The 16,519-nt window shown below is 46.5% G+C and carries 9 protein-coding genes; 1 reads left to right on the forward strand and 8 read right to left on the reverse strand.

Annotated features, from left to right (window positions below; genetic code table 11):
- Complete coding sequence (locus HY811_00035) at positions 1–1,419, forward strand: HEAT repeat domain-containing protein (GenBank protein MBI4833199.1); 1,419 nt, start codon at positions 1–3, stop codon at positions 1,417–1,419.
- A 494-nt stretch (positions 1,420–1,913) separates the two neighbouring features.
- Here HY811_00035 and HY811_00040 read toward each other — a convergent pair whose 3' ends face one another.
- The 8 genes from HY811_00040 to HY811_00075 all read right to left on the reverse strand — a co-directional run bounded on the left by HY811_00040 (position 1,914) and on the right by HY811_00075 (position 16,136).
- Positions 1,914–2,975 (reverse strand): prepilin-type N-terminal cleavage/methylation domain-containing protein, encoded by a 1,062-nt coding sequence (locus tag HY811_00040; protein MBI4833200.1) that lies wholly within the window; start codon positions 2,973–2,975, stop codon positions 1,914–1,916.
- Positions 2,976–3,004: 29 nt separating this feature from the next.
- Positions 3,005–7,240, reverse strand: coding sequence for a prepilin-type N-terminal cleavage/methylation domain-containing protein (locus tag HY811_00045; GenBank protein ID MBI4833201.1), 4,236 nt, complete (start codon positions 7,238–7,240; stop codon positions 3,005–3,007).
- The gene (locus HY811_00050) at positions 7,227–8,369 is read right to left on the reverse strand and encodes a hypothetical protein (protein MBI4833202.1); all 1,143 of its coding nucleotides are present in this window, start codon (positions 8,367–8,369) and stop codon (positions 7,227–7,229) included. Before HY811_00050 ends, HY811_00045 begins: the two co-directional genes overlap by 14 nt.
- A gap of 94 nt (positions 8,370–8,463) precedes the next feature.
- On the reverse strand, positions 8,464–9,306 hold the full coding sequence (locus tag HY811_00055) for a HesA/MoeB/ThiF family protein (protein ID MBI4833203.1): 843 nt from the start codon (positions 9,304–9,306) through the stop codon (positions 8,464–8,466).
- 77 nt (positions 9,307–9,383) lie between these two features.
- Positions 9,384–10,760 (reverse strand): sigma-54-dependent Fis family transcriptional regulator, encoded by a 1,377-nt coding sequence (locus HY811_00060; GenBank protein MBI4833204.1) that lies wholly within the window; start codon positions 10,758–10,760, stop codon positions 9,384–9,386.
- 15 nt (positions 10,761–10,775) lie between these two features.
- Positions 10,776–12,560 carry a sensor histidine kinase gene (locus HY811_00065; GenBank protein ID MBI4833205.1) on the reverse strand — a complete coding sequence of 595 codons (1,785 nt, stop codon included), beginning with the start codon at positions 12,558–12,560 and terminating at the stop codon, positions 10,776–10,778.
- 152 nt (positions 12,561–12,712) lie between these two features.
- Positions 12,713–14,062: an SPASM domain-containing protein gene (locus HY811_00070; protein MBI4833206.1), complete on the reverse strand. Its 1,350-nt coding sequence runs from the start codon at positions 14,060–14,062 to the stop codon at positions 12,713–12,715.
- Positions 14,063–14,486: 424 nt separating this feature from the next.
- Positions 14,487–16,136: a hypothetical protein gene (locus HY811_00075; GenBank protein MBI4833207.1), complete on the reverse strand. Its 1,650-nt coding sequence runs from the start codon at positions 16,134–16,136 to the stop codon at positions 14,487–14,489.
- Between the last annotated feature and the right edge of the window lie 383 nt (positions 16,137–16,519).

Raw genomic sequence — 16,519 nt, forward strand, 5'->3', positions numbered from 1 at the left:
ATGAAATTAAAGTTATTAGTTATTAGTTGTTTGTTGTTAGTAGTGCTGTTTGTAGTTACATCTATTTTCCCGTTATCCGCAGATACAGTGGTTCTAAAAAACGGCTCAACACTGGAGGGAATAGTCGTTTCCGAAGACGACGAATCGATTATCCTTGATGCGGATGACATGAAAATGACCATTAAAAAGAAGGATATTGAATCTATTACCAAATCCGAATATGTTCCGCCTTCGGAAAGCTACAAACCGCCCCAGGAAAAACCGGACGACTTACAGCATTCATCTGAGGTAACACCGGTAAAACCGATTACACCCACAGACCCAACAATATCAACTTCCTCTTCAGATCCCGGCAACATAACTGGTATTGCCTTAAGCGATGACGGTAAAACCCCGGAACAAATAGAGATAAACAATATCCTAAAGAAACTCGTGGATCCGAACGAAAAAGAGCCCTGGAAAATATCGCCTGAATTAACTGAAAAAGGGAAAAGCGATATTTCCTACCTGATATCATTGATGGTTTCCCCTTCAAATAACGTCAATATTCGGCGTTGGATTATTTACGCCCTGGGACAAATCATGAGCTCCAGCGACCCCGAAAGCAGCGTCGGGGAAAAAACCGCCACTGCGCTTAAAGGGGTATTATCAGACCCTGATGAGATAATCCGTTCTGCGACAGTGGAAGCACTGGGACATTTCAAGCCGCCCGAAAAGCTCTCTCATTTAAAAGAGGAGAAAGACACTTTGGGTCAGCTTAAAAGCCTGATGAAATCCATCATGGAAACCGACACTTCAGTTTCCGTCCGTTTCCAGGCGATTAATAACATTGCCGCCTGGTATGATTTTTCCGCTGTCCCTTCTTTAATTAAAGCGCTTGCCAGCGAGGACGGCACAATCCGTTCCGCCGCTTCAGATGCTCTGGTAAAATTCATCAATTTGCCCCAGGAAGAGCAACCCAAATATACAAAAATCACTTACGATATAATCCCTATGCTAATTCCTAAATTAAGAGAGAATCAATTGGTCATCCGTAAGGAAATATTGGCGATTCTGGGCAAAGTAAAAGATAAACGTGCCTTTGACGTCTTAAGACAACTGATTACCGACCAGAATCCGGAAATCAGGATGCTTGCCGTAGTCGCTTTGGGAAGCATGGTAGATAAAGAAACCGTTGATATCCTGCTTGATATGATGGAATCGGATTCCGACAAAGCAACGCGAATACAAATATTGCAGGTATTACAAACCATCAAGATTGAGGCATCTATTCCGCGCATTATTGAAATCCTTAAAGACCCTGATAAGGAAATCCGCTATTCCGCCTCGCGGGCATTGCGGCAAATCACCGGGAAGGCATTAGGCGCCACCTATGAATTATGGAAAGACTGGTGGGATAAACTGCAGGGGATTAAGTAAAGATTAACACTCCGCTTGGGAATCCTGACAAATCGGTTTAGGATTTTAGCCCATCAACTAAATATAACATGTTTTCAGCCTGCCAAATAGAATATAAGTTGGTTTTAGAAAGGGGATGGCCGGGGGGTGGTGGGGGTGGGAGGTATTTCCCCGCACAGGCTAACTTCAAAACCGAGGGATAGCCTTTGGTCTTACTTGACCATCCTTTTGGTAAAACTAACCCATCATTCAGGCCGCGCCAAAGTCGTCGTCTAACAATACATAGTCTACGATTAAATAATGCGTGTTCGGGTTATGAATTAAACTACTCCGGCGGGGTATTTAAACCCACCCGTGTAACCGGTGAGTCTTATGTAACTATTTGGTGAATCATAAATAACCCTTTGATAAAACCCGGCCCTGCCTTTAGCGAAACATAAGTCTGGAATAAATTAATCAGAGGCATGCGTGTGATTTATCAGGTCCCGGTATGTTTTTATTGCGAGCAATAATTATCAAAACTCGTGCATGACGGCGATGGTGGAGCTTTCCCAGCCGTATAACGCTTTGTTGGTAGGTGTAAAATAGGCAATCACCAAACGAACCATCACCTGGCGCGCGCCGGTCGGTCCGATAATCTGCACCTCAAACCCGTGCGGGAAGCCGGCGCCAGCCTGGTCTGCAATACCGAATTTAGGCACCGCGACCGGGACAGGGAAATCAGCAGTTTTGTTCCAGGCAACACTGCTCGTCCCAAACCCCAAATAGCCTATTATACTATAAGAATTATCTCTCTGGACCACATATAAATTATTAGGCGCATCATCGATATTATCATCATCGGCATCATCTATATCATCGGTATCATACTCATAAAAAGCCGTATCAGGCGTGTTGCGCGGGAGCCAGAAATAAGTTATTCCACGCTGGCTATATAAAGCATCAGCCATGGTCGCGCGGGAAATAACCGCGGACATCGCCATTATCTGCTCATAATCGGCAAACTCCTTGCTCTGCCATCTTATCAAACGCAGGCTTGAAGGCCTGCCTGCAAAAGAGGTGTTATTAGGGGAAAGATAATAATAAACCAAGCGGTAAACATTTAGCCGCCGGAGAGCGCCGCCTACGGTTGTGCTGAAAGGGTTCATTTCCTGTATAAATAACAGGGCATTACCGGTCCGGCTGACCGTGGTATCCAACCGGAAGGTCCCGGTCTGGTCTATCTGGGGCAAAAGGGTTCCGGTAAGGACCGGATAAGACGCATCAAGCTGTAACCCGGTATGGTAATCAATCCCCAGCGAATTATTCTCATAAACCATCCGTGATTGAGTCACTTCCAGGTTAATCTGGTCAATCGTTTTCTGCCCCCATTCGGTCATAAAGGAAGTGGCCTGTAAATTTTCGCTCGATACGTTGATAGAAGAAATCAGCTCATAGGAAGCTATCATGACCAGGGATAGCAAGGAGATAACTATCATCATTTCAACCAGTGTTAACCCCGCCTCGACTCGCTCGCCTCGCTTCGGCGAAGCGGGCCGTCTTTGGCGAAGCTGGCCGCTTATCTTATTATACTTCATAATGCTTCACTGCCAAAACTGGGTTGCGCTTATCTATTAATAAATATTTTCTGCCGGTGGTAAGAATAATGCCGCATCTGGTTGACGCGGTAAGCCTCAAGTCTCAGGATATAACTGCCTTCAGGGAAAAGCACTGTATCGGAAACATCCCAGTCATAACCTTCATTTGCGCCGGCATACACATCCGTCAGCCATAAGCCCTGGTCAGGAATGCCTATAGTAGCATCGGAATTATCCACGACATGCTTCCATGTCTGTCCGTTATCACTTGAATAAAGCAACGCATAACGCAAATCAGATTCCGTTTCGGCAAAGCCATCCGCATAAGCCGAAGTGTATTTCTGCCCGTCCCAGCGCTTCCATTCAATCGACCAGGTAATTGATATGGCTGAAGGATCATTCAGCTCTGTGGAAACATTCGGGGTTTCAAGCTCAGCCCGGGGAAGCTGGACAATGCGGCTGGGGGTGCCGGTTAATCCGCAGGTCAGGAAACTATGCATTAGGCTTACCACCGCATACCGCCCGATAAAGGCTGAACCGCTTTCCACTGTTTTATCCAGACCGTTAACTACAATAAACGCATTGGAAGCAGATGGATTGGCAAGCCTGATAAGCGAACTTCCCCGCCAGTCCACGCCGTCCTGATGCCCGTAAAGCTGTGTATTTACCGTTGCGGTGCAACGGAGATTCGAATACTCGTTAATGCTGAATTCAGTGGGAACCGCCCCCCAATCATTATCAAGCCTGAATGGGCGGCTGATAGCCGCGGAGGATGGCATCGGGAAATTATAACCATTAGCCATAATCGTCCCGTCTGCGGTTATCGCGCCGGTCGTGCCGTCACGTCCCGTATGGCGGAATGTTGAAGTTGTCGTCCCTATATTGAAAAATGAAGTGCAACCATAAGCCTGCGTCCGGCGGACGCAATCCAGGCCGGAAAAAGTCGTTCCCCGATTAAGCCATTTGGCGTTTGCCGCCGTAATATCACTCCGGCGGATGCGGATAAAGGTATTTGCCACACTGCCGGTATTAAGATTTCCGTTTACCGTCCACTGCGCAGAATAAACCCCGTCCGGATAATTTTCTCCCAGCCAGGGCATCCCCCACCAATAAGGCGTAACGCTCTCCCTGATGTATTTCACCCCGCCGGTTTGGTCAGTGGTTATTGACTGCTCATTACGGGTGCCTGTGCCGCCGTCAAAGGGTTTGCGCGATGTCGGAATGCTGTTGGCAAATCCGTTGGCGGAGTCATACCCGATTTCATTGCCTATTCCCATATAATAATAAGACCATCCGGTAATGCTGGTATAAACGCAATTTGCTCCGGTCAAAGCTGTCCTGATAAACTGGAAATACCTGGGTACATCTATCTCCATCCTGTCACCGCCGGTTCCACCGCCGCCATGCCAGCCATCCAACGAATCACCGGTGCCATTAACAAGTGTAGAGCTGATGCCGGGCCAATCGCTGATAGTATTATAACTGCCGTCGCGCAAGTTATCAAAATACCAGTTATAACCGTTATACGCACGCACATCCGAATAAGGGCAATGGCGCGGGTCACCCTGGAACTGGTAACGTTCGCTGAAGGGAACATTATCAATGCTATTTGTCCGCCAGATATAAGTTGAAGAAAGATTTGGCGGCTTATTCTTAGTAGGCCAGACCGTGCCGGTAGTCAGGTCGTCATTTATCCGTGTATGGATTTCAATTACATCGCTGGCAGGATTACCCAATTCACGAACTACCGCGGCGTTATTAATCGTGATAAGCCAGCGCGCGGTATTCTTAGGCACGGTTGAACAGCGTAAAAACGGCAGGCTGCTATTGCCCTGTAAGCCGTATACATAACCACTCGAAGCGGCATAAACCAGAGAGCCTCCCGCTCCGACATTATAAGGGTTAGTAGCGGTCATCACTGTCCATGAATTACCGGAGATGGAATAACGCCAGAACGCGGTATTTCCGGCGCCCTGGAAGGCGTAGATAAAATCACCTGAGCCGGGATAAACCAGAGCCCCGCCGCTGATAGCGCCTGTGCCGACATTACCGGGAGCATTCGTCATTGAAACCCAGGCATTCCCTGAAATGGAATAGCGCCAGAATGCATTGCTTGCGGCTCCGCGGAAGGCATAAATAAAATCCCCTCCGGTAGAAGCTAAAGCACCGCCTGCGCCGACATTAGCCAAAGCAACCGCCATGGCAGACCATGAATTTCCTGAAATGGAATAGCGCCAGAAGGTATTGGTCGTAGCTCCGCGGAAAGCATAAATAAAATCGCCTGTTCCGGGATAGCATAACGCGCCGCCTGTCCCAACAGCAGCCGGTGCAGCCGCCCTGGCTGTCCATGAATTTTCCGTATAATACTGGAAAGTGGTTTGGTTATTTCCCCTTAAGGCATAAATACGGCCGTTGGAAGGCACATAGGCTAATGAACCGCCTGCTCCGACATTGGACCCGTAATTCGCCTTTCCGGTCCAAGAATTACCTGAAATGGAATAACGCGAGAAAACCTGGCTATTCCCTCCTCGCAGGGCATAGATAAAATCGCCTCCTGTATAAGCCAAAGCCCCCCCATCGCCAATAGTGCTCGGCGCATTCGCCATTACATCCCATACGTTTGTTGTATTTGTCAGGTTCTGGCTAAAATTACCTGCCGCTTCAACAGGACAGGGAATATAATCCATCCCGTATAACCGGCGGTTGGCATCCAGCCCGCCGTTATCACCCGTGTGAGGGGTCCTTAACGGCGTAAAATAAAGCTTGATGATCGTCCGGTCATTTCCTCCATCATACTCGGTCGTGGCATACATCTCATTAATGGAAGAACCGGTTCCGGTGGTTACCGGAGCCGGTGAAATCACCGTATAAGCATCCGCAATAGTATCAAGAGGCGACTGATCGGTTCCCCCTTCAATACAAGCGATTGATAAATCGCCTGCTGTAGTCAGGTTCATATCCGGAATAACCAGACTGATACAGGTTGCTGTGGTCATAAAATTATTGCCTGCTATAGAAGGGTCTTTCAGATATGCATAGACACGTAGTTTCAAATCATCCGCAAGATTATAGCGTATATTCTCAGGATGGGTAACCGCACGCCACTGCGGGTAGTTCGCCGGGTCTTTCGCCGCATCGGAATAATTCCGGATAGACGGCATGGGAATCAATTCCCCGTGCAGGTTGATAAAAAGAGAATTGCGGTAATTGGTCGGATTAAGCACCATATCATCCAAAAGAAGCCGGTAAGTAAGGTCGCCTTGCTCTTCCAATCCTGCCGCCAGGCGGTTGTTATATAAAGCCAGCTCGTCAGGGTAACGCATAGCATGGTTATACTGGTCTGCCAGGGTATAAGGATAAGGATTGCTAGCCGCGTTATAATCATTAGTTGTAGTGCCGTCAATATTGACCCGCGCCTTGACATTGGAAGGCACATAATATTGGCTGACCGCTGAACCTGAAGGCATGCTTCCCGGATAAAAATATACATAATTAATATCTGCGTTAGAATCAACCGCGTCATTGAAATACGGCTTATATTCCCGGTCACGCCCGTAAGCCGCCTTGGTCACCCAATGACGGCGGAATTCCATTCCAGGATTGCGCGACTCCATATCGGTCAGGGCATTTTCGATAAACGGTGTCAGGTACGCCAGATACACCCACCAGCCGGGAATGTTTTCCACTCCCAACATATATACATCATAAACCTGGGTAGTCGGGTCGGTATCACCGCTGGTTGAAACGACTGAGGTTATATCCGCCATGATAGTGGCATCATTGTCTCCCGGTTCAGTGCGGAATATTTTTACCGTGACAATACGCACGTTTGACGCTTCAAATGAAGCGAATTTCCTTACCGTAATACGCCTGGCATAATACCACCGGTTAGAAGTCCAGGTATTCCCGCTAAGGATGTGATCGGGTGAAGCTACAGTTGAATCAATCGTAAGAAAAGGGGAAGTGCCTACACCGTCATCAAAGATATCCAGTGTTGATGCCCCGCCGGATGATTCATTCCCTTCGGCATAAGCCCTTAATTCGCTTATGAGCGAAATAGCTTTCTGGATGGCAAAAGAATGATCCTGGTTTGTGCTTATGGACAGATTCATCGTTGTGAAAAAGCTGAATGACGCGGTAATGGCAATGGCTAAAACCATTACAGCAATCATCAGTTCAACGATGGTAAAACCGTTGCGCAATTTCAGATTTTTATTTTTATCCGCATATTCCGCTTGCGCGTTGCTCAAATCATTTAACCTCATAGATTCCTTTAGCCAAGCGATACTGACCGGTGTATGTGGCTATCTGCGAGATAACATTAGCATCGTAATCTATTTCGGAAATATCGCCGGTTGATTCAATATTCACCTGGTCAAGCGTAACCACCGAACCGTTTATAATAGAAGGCGCGTGCTGATGGTAATGCCCCTTGCAATAAATAATCCCGTTGTAGGCGGAACCGCTGTTTGCCGCGATGGTCAGTGTTCCGGTAATGTAAAAAATACCCGTGCCTTTCAACGGATGGTCGGAATTAAAAGTAGCGTTGCCTTCAAAGAACACTATCTTATAATCAGGAATCGGGTCGGGCAAATCATCCACCGAATCCACATTATAATCGGCAATGGATTTGAGTTCAGCCTCGGTCATCCCGAAAACCGACACGGTTGAAGTATTATAAGGGGTCACCGTAGAAGTTGCGCCAAGCGTACCGGTCACCGTTGCTCCGGGATTAATATTAGGGGCACCCATTCCGGGGGGATAAATCACGCCGAATTTGGTTCCGCCCTGGATTTTACACTTATTCCCGATAACCGTCTGCCCGGGATCGCCGGCGCAAAGAGCCGCCTGGCCCGGCAAAACCATGCTGACCCGCCTGACTTCAGTTGCCAGCTTGACAGACCCTACCACATGATTAGGCCAAACATTGTATTCCAAATCAGGATCGTCTTTTACATATACTATACCTTGCGATTCAATATACCATAATGTCCCGTTACTTAAACCGCGTTGCGTAGAAATATCGGCAACGACTGTTTTGGAAACCACATATCTGCCGTAAAGATTACGGCTCTGGGCGACTTCAAGCTCTCTCACTAAACCGACATCCGCATCATCCGTATCATTGATAACGGGAATATGGTCCATATCCCTTTGGGGAGCAAACGCTATTACCGGCTGCCCGGTCTGCCGGCGGAACCAGGAAAGAGTATCTAATATTCCAGCGCGTGCAATGGCTGTGGTTTGTCCGTAATATTCCATATGTGATTCCAGGGTCATCATGGTGCTCATAAGCACCTGCATTCCTGCGGTGATGGCGCCAACCAAAATCATCATGGTGAACATTGTCCAGACCAAGATTGTTCCTTTTTGCGACTTATTATTTTTATTCATGGGCTTCATCTCCTTCTCACTCGCTAATAGTTTACCCCATGAATATCGTTTTGTCAACATCTTTTTTAAAAATATGCATATTTTTTTATCCTCATCAGGAACATTCAAAACGCGCCAAATCCGCCGGTGTTTTTATGGAGGGATTATCCCCGCAAGCAGGGCAATTATCAGACGGACTGATATCGACTATCCTGAAGCCCATTAAAAGCACATCAAACACTAATAGGCGGTTAATAAGTAACTGGCCGACGCCTGTTATAAGTTTTATCGCTTCAGTTGCCTGGATAAGCCCTCCGATACCGGCAACCGTATTCAATATCCCGGCTTCACTGCAGGTCATAATCGCACCTACCGGCGGCGGCTCCGGGAATATGCATCTATAACATGCACTTCTGGTTTCTTCTTTAAAAGCCTGGGGTTCGGGGTTTAGGGTTTGGGGTTTAGGCAAAATCGTCATCACCTGCCCGCCATACCTTAAAACCCCACCATGGATAAAGGGTTTTCCTGCAATTACGCATGCATCATTAATAAGGTATTTCGCAGCAAAATTATCGGTCCCGTCTATCACCACGTCATAACCGGTTATTATTTTTATTATGTTATCAGCTTTCAATCTTTGCCGGAATGCTTCCACTTCAATCTTCGGATTAAGCTCTTTCAGCCTTTCATTTGCGGATTCAACTTTGGGCTTGCCGATATTTTCTCTCTTGTGGACAATCTGCCTGGGGAGATTGGAAAGCTCCACGGCGTCAGGATCAGCGATGCCGATTTTGCCGACGCCGGCTCCGGCAAGGTATGTCATGGCAGGAGAACCTAATCCGCCCGCTCCGGCAATTAACACCTTTGCACGGCTGATTTTCCCCTGTGCTTCCCTGCCGAAATTCGGCAAGCGTATATGCCGGCTGAACTGCTCCAGATATTCGCTGGAAAAATCCATCATCGTCGGGATTTTACCACGAAGGCGCAAACTCATAAAGAAAATTCGTATCCCCGGGAAAAGCCGGAACACCAACCCTATTCCAACTCTTCTTTCATGCCAAGCACACGCATGCGGTTGAGAAGTGTATTGCGGTGAACGCCTAATATCTGCGCCGCTTCCTGGCGGTTATTGCCTGATTTTATAAGTGCCTTGTTAATATACTCGCGTTCAAACCGGGTTAGCGCCTCTTCCAGTTGCAACCCATTATTCAAACCAGCGTTGTCCGGAACCTTTTTTGAAATAATATCGGCGGGCAAATCCCCAATCGTTATATCCTTACGTTCCGAAATAATCAACAGGCACTGGATAACATTTTCCAGCTCACGGACGTTACCTTTCCATTCGTAATTGACAAAATATCCCATCACATCCGGCGAGATGTTCTTAATGATGCGGTGATATTTCTTGCGGTATAAATTAAAGAAATGTTCTACAAGCAAAGGAATATCCTCCTTGCGCTCGCGCAAAGGGGGAATAGACAAAGGCACGATGTTAAGCCGGTAATAAAGGTCTTCCCTGAATTCTCCCCGTTTGACCAGTTCATTAAGGTCAACATTAGTTGCAGCAATAACACGGACATTTATCGGTATCTGCCGCATTCCGCCTATCCGTTCGATTGAACGTTCCTGTAAAACCCGCAACAATTTCACCTGCAAGTTTAAAGGAAGGGTTCCTATCTCATCAAGGAAAATCGTCCCGCGGTGTGCCAGTTCAAATTTACCTATTCTTTTATATGAGGCACTGGTAAACGCGCCTTTCTCGTGCCCGAACAGTTCACTTTCTATCAGTTCGGGTGGAATAGCCCCGCAGTTCACCGGAATAAACGGGCGGTCTTTCCGATACCCCCCATTATGAATGGCACGGGCAACCAATTCCTTCCCCGTTCCGCTTTCACCCATGATTAAAACCGTCGCGTCGTTATTAACCAGTTTATTTATCATCTCAAAAACGTCTTTTATTTTATTGCTTTCACCCACGATTTCCCTTTTCTTTTCATCATCAATCACCCGGTGATAACGGACTTCTTCTATCAGGCTCGCCTTTTCCAGGGCATTCTTTACCACCATGGTTATCTGGTCGACATCAAAAGGCTTTACCAGATAATCGTAAGCCCCGGCTTTCATCGCGTCTATTCCGTTGCGCAACGACGTATCGCCTGTGAGAACTATTATTTCAATGTCTGAATTTATCTCTTTTATCTTCTTTAGCAATTCTATTCCGCTCATATCGGGCAAGCCAAGGTCAAGAATCGCCAACTGGATATCACGTTTATCTAATAGTGACAATGCCTCGGACGCATTACTGGCAAAGCTGAACTCGTATTCACCGTCGAATATCACCTTGATGCTTTTATGAACGGCCGGGTCATCATCTACAGCCAATACCTGAAAACGATTGTTATCGGTTGTCATTTTTCCAATCCTGTTCTAAACGTCCCTTATCGGTAGTTTTATAGTAAAAGTCGTTCCTTTATCTTTCTCGCTCATCACTTCCAGGTTTCCCTTGTGTTGCTCGATAATTTCCTTGCTGATGGGCAAACCCAATCCCATCCCGCCGCGCTTTGAAGTATAAAATGGCTCAAAAACATATGCTAATTCGGCTATATTCATGCCGTGTCCGGTATCGCTGATGCTTATTTCCACTATTTTCTCGTGTTCATTAGCGCCTAAAAGTTTTCCGTTTGTCGTGATGCCTGCCTTAATCCTCAATGCTCCGCCTTTCGGCATGGCTTCAAATGAATTCTGGACGAGATTGATTAACACCTGCTTAAGCTTATCGGGGTCAACCTTGAGATTAATATTCTCCGGCGTTACCTGCATCACGGCCTTAATATTCTGGCTGGACGCCTGTTCATTATATAATTCCATAATATTATTGATAATGGGAACTATGTCGCATTCCTTAAGGTAAAGCTGTTTTACGGATGAGAAATCATTAAGCATTGCAACCATTTTCTCCAGCCGGGAAAGCTCCTGGGGCACCGTATCGTTAAACTGGCTGATAAACCTTTCGTCATTATGCCGCTTAGGCAGTAACTGCATGAACGTCTTGATTGCTACCAGGGGGTTACGTAATTCATGGGCAATCTTTGACGTGGTCATTCCGATATTGGAAAGTTTCTCCATCTGTTTCGCCATTTTCAATCGGCCTATCATATTGTCAAAAGACCACATCAGTTTTCCCACTTCATCAGTCCGGCTAGCTTTTATCCGTTGTTCCAGGTCGCCGGCAGCTACTTTCTCCGTCGCATCGGTTAATCTTTTTAACGGATGGACAATCCAGTTGGCAATCAACAAACTCAATAAAATAGCCAGCCCGATTGCCAGTGCAACGATAACCACAGCTTTCTCTTGCATCCGGAAAGAGAAGGCATAAGCCTCCTCAACCGGCTGCCTGATAATTAATCCCCAGCCAAAAAGTTTAATCGGTGCATAAGCGCTTAACCAGCGCGTTTCTTTACCCAAATCCGCCTCTTCAACGCTTCCGCTATTGCCTTCAAGAACGGCTCGAACCGTTTTCAATCCCTTTAGGTTCTCACCGCGATAAACCTTCTTTTCTTCATTATGGAGCAGCACATATCCGGCTTCATCCACCAGAAACGCCTCCCCCCCGGTCAAACTTACGTCTTTTACCACATTCCAGATACTGCTTAACTTAACCTCTGCAATCAAGCCGCCGGACAGTTCATTCAGCTTTTTAACCGGTACGGCAATGGTCAGGTAAGGGAGATGCTCCCTGGAAAAATACACTTTTGAAATAACCGCCTTCTTCCGGCGGATAACATCCCGGAATATGTCGGCTGCCGGATTATTATTGGCTTTAGGCTCTAAATCCGAATTCACTAACTCCTCTCCGTCCTTGTCAACCAACGCAATCCTTTCAAATAAATCCATGTGTTCAGTAACCAACTGGTAAATCAACATTTGCTGGGTATCTTTATCCTCCATCGTAACGGCGCCCATCATGCAGGCAGTATTGGCCAAAAGCTCTTGCGGCATATTAATATGGTTGTTTATCTCCCCCACTACCCGATGGGTTAATTCTTCATAATCTCTTAAGACTGAAGCTGTCACGGCGTTTCTACTCGTTTTAATCAATAAAATACCCAGGGCTAAGAGTGATGCGGCTAATAAGACGGCAAATGCCAAACCAATCTGCTGCCAGATACGCTTGGGCATCAACGATACGACAATCCATCGCAAACGTTTCATGATATGAAGTCTTAACTAATTGTAAAAGGCCCATATCATATAACATCATCCTGTTTTTGTCAATATCTAACATACCTCAACCCTTTGAACGTTTAAACTATTGAACCATTACGCAACAACAGTGGAGTCCCGCCCCAGCGGGAAACCTTAACTTATCCCAGCGCTCCTCTTTCGTAATCCATTTTCAAGAGCTGCGGGAATATCTTTTCATAATAATTCTTATCGCAGGAGATTTTGGAGCAATCGCCGTGTTTTAACTGCGCCATGTAACGGCATCCGCCCCCGCACATCGGGACATACGCGCAATCCTTGCATTCCTTCCATAGATTGGTCGTCATGAACTCCACCTGCCGGTAATTAAAATTTGCCGAACGGACGTTGCCGACCGAAAATTCCTGCCTGCCCACAAAAGCCGTGCATTTATAAATATCGCCATAAGGGTCTATCACTATCATAGAATCATCCTGGTTCATAGGGCACGAGGTTACTGCCACTGCCCGTTCAACCCGGTAACCGCGTTGGATAACCTCGCGGCGGAGTTTCAGGGCTTCCTCGCCCAACCCTTCGGAAAGGGAGTGGCACCCGACCATTTCTACCGGCAACGGATCCTTCCCATTGCCTTTCTCCCCCAACCTCGCCACTATCGGGGAAAATAGGACCTTACTAATCTTCCCTGATAATTTTTCTTCCTCCAGGTAATCCAACAGCCCTCTGAAACTATCGATATTATCGCTGTCAAAGTTTCCGCTCAACTCCACTTTGACCATGTCAATAATCCCTTTGATGTTGGCAATGATATTGTCAAAGGAGCCCCGCCCGTCTAAAAACGGCCTGCGTTTATCATGCTCGGCACGGCTGCCGTCAACGGTTACCCTGACCGCGCTTAACCCTATTTTTACCATTTGCCCGATTAAACCCGGCTTCAGTAATGAACCGTTAGTCACGATGCCAAAGCTGAATTTCATGCCTTTTTCCTTTGCCCACAAGTAAAGCGCGCCGGCAATCTCCATTATCGGCTTTGGATTCATCAACGGCTCGCCGCCGTAGAATAAAACCCGCAACAGCCTCGGACGGTTTTCCTCTGCCTTCATCTTTAACCATTCGATGATATTAACTGACGTCGCGTTATCCAGCGATTTCGGCTCCTTCACCCTTTCCTCAAAACAATATACACATCCAAAATTGCATTGGTAAGTCGTGAGTATTGTGGCATGAAGCACCTTGCTCTGGTATTTTATCTGGTTGAACCAATGCTCCAGCACCTTGCCCTCATCCACACTGTGGTCAATGATAATGCCGTTTTCCTTAAGAACGGCAAGATATTCCCTCTCTGTAGCGGAAAGCTGCGGGTCATTCGTCAGCGTCGCAGCCATCCTGTTTATGAATTTCCTGGCATCCGGGTCGAGCTGAATCACGGATTGCGTCCGGGTATTGAATACGAGCGATTCATCCGCTTTAGGATAGTTATCATAAAACAACGTATGCTGTGATAGTTTATACATAAAATACCCTCCTTAGCTTCGCCGCGGTTACGGCAACGCCCAGTCACTACGGCCTGCCTGCCGAAACTTTAGCCCAGTCCTACGGCCTGCCTGCCGAAACTTTAGCGCAGGCAGGCCTGAACTGATTAATTCCGTTTATTCTTCCTCGTCATAACCATTATACGGAAAAGCAAAAGCCGGGCAGCAAACCTGGTTCTTTTCAGACAGTCTTTCCTCTCCTTTTTTAATAACCTTCATTACGACTCACCTCCTCTCCTAACAGCTACGATGTTATACTGTTTGAGTGTTTCAGCGTTTGTTTGCAGGCATCCCGCTTTGGCGGAATAACACTGCAACATTAAAACGCCTCAACCTCTGGTTCGGTGAGCCGTGCGCACGGCATCATTTTAAACTAAAGAACAAAATAACTGCAAAACCAAAGGGCTTATGGTTCTCCAGTTCTTTCGTTCATTAGTTCTTTGGAACTGACTTTCCAATCCTTTATTGCCCAAAAACACCAACCCGGAGAAAACAAATCGCCCGTATTCATGAACTTGTTATTTACCGCTCCTAATAGTTGCAGAAAATATAAGAATGTTACGGGATAGTCATCGGCCATAAACGAATGGATTTCCCGGTATATCTTCTGCCTCTCTTTAATGCCGTTCGTTAATTGCCCGGCTTCAAACAGCCTGTCAACATCCGGGTTATTATACGTCCAAAGCTTCTGCACACGATTGGATTTTTTGGAATGCCAATCGCGTGTTAAATCTCCCGGGTCCGGCATACTGTTAAAGGCGGTCAGGAAAGCGCCTGCGTTTTCTGCTAAATGCTTAGCCGGTTCTTTTTCCCGTTCCTTTAACTCAAATCTTTTTATATCTACCCGGATACCCAGCTTATATAAATCATTGTATATAAACCGGGAGATTATCTCTCCCTTTCTTAGCCCATCATTTACCAGCATGGTAAACCTGAATTCCTTGCCGTCTTTTTCCATTATCCCATTCTTATTAAGCTCCCAGCCGGCCTGGTTTAATAATTTCACGCAAAGGGCGGGGTTGTATTCAGGCGGCTTCACTTCCGGATTGCAAAACCACGTCCCGGACAGGAACGGCCCGGTAGAAGGCGTCCCCAGGCCGCCTTCGACCTTATCTATGATTTCCTGGACGTTTATCCCTAAACCGATAGCCTGACGGACGGCCTTATCCCGCAAAGCAGGATGTTCCGGATTATATTCCAATCCATAGGTATATGCCGGAGTGGTATAAGTCCTGAAAGCCGCATCGCGCTTGGCAGTTTCAAACTGCTCCCTTGAAAGGAAAAACGCCACGTCATTATCACCGCGCATAAAAGCCGACCAGTATTCGCCCATATCATCATAGCCGGTGGCAATGATTTTATCCAAATAAGGTCTGCCTTCATGGTAATCAGGATTTGCTTCGAGGACGATATTATTCCCCAGCCAGTAGCTGAACCTGAATGGGCCTGTGCCAACCGGGCGGTGATTAAATTCTGCGGTCTTGATATCCCTGCCTTCCAAGAGGTGTTTCGGCGCAATGGGTATCCACAATAAACTTAAATACGATGCCTTTGGCTCTTTCAGGGTAATCTTAAAAGTATACCTATCCGGCGCGGATAATTCCTTGATGTCCGTGTGATAACTCATCCAGGGGGAAGCATTCTCCGGGTTAATCACCTGTTCATAGGTAAACTTGCAATCATCTGCAGTAAGTTCAATTCCATCGTGGAACTTCACACCCTTACGCAGGTGGAAAATATAGGTAAGCCCGTCATCGGATATTTCCCATCTTTCGGCTAAATCCGGTTGCGGTATCATTTGTTTATTCATCCTTATCAATCTATTAAATATCAACTCCTCTACCGCGGCAGAAACCGTGCGGTGTGTCAGGATTGGGTTAATAATAGAGGGCTTACCGCCCAATCCGCCCAGCTTCAAAGTTCCGCCGTAAGTTTTATCTTCCGGTTTCTTGCCGCATCCGGCAAACGCGGCAAGTAAAACACAAAGAATCACTATTATTCTTTGCCAACTCCTTGTGCTTTCTAACTTAATACTTTGCAATTTTCGTGCCAACATAGCGTTTTCATTATATAATATTAGCAAATAGTTGTCACAATATTTTCAGTGTTGTTATAACCCCTTGTATTTTCAGGGAAAAGAACAGGCAAAATTCCGCGATAATTTTTAGCTCTTTCGCGGTTTTAGCAAAAATCCGGCTTTCAAGGGGCTATTTTATGCACAAGAACTTGTGCATCATGCACAAGAACTTGTGCATGAACCGCCCAAACCGGCGAATGAAAGCATAAAAATACAGTTATCGTATTGTCCAAACTACAGAAGTTTTAACCGGTAACTTTGTGATTTTTTAAGGTAGTGGGTAGGATAGGCTGGATATGTTATACGGTAAGGCCGAAGGTATTATATGGTAAAGCCGGAGATGTTATAGGGTAAGGCTTAAG

This window comes from Planctomycetota bacterium, assembly GCA_016207825.1.
Taxonomy (GTDB): domain Bacteria; phylum Planctomycetota; class MHYJ01; order JACQXL01; family JACQZI01; genus JACQZI01.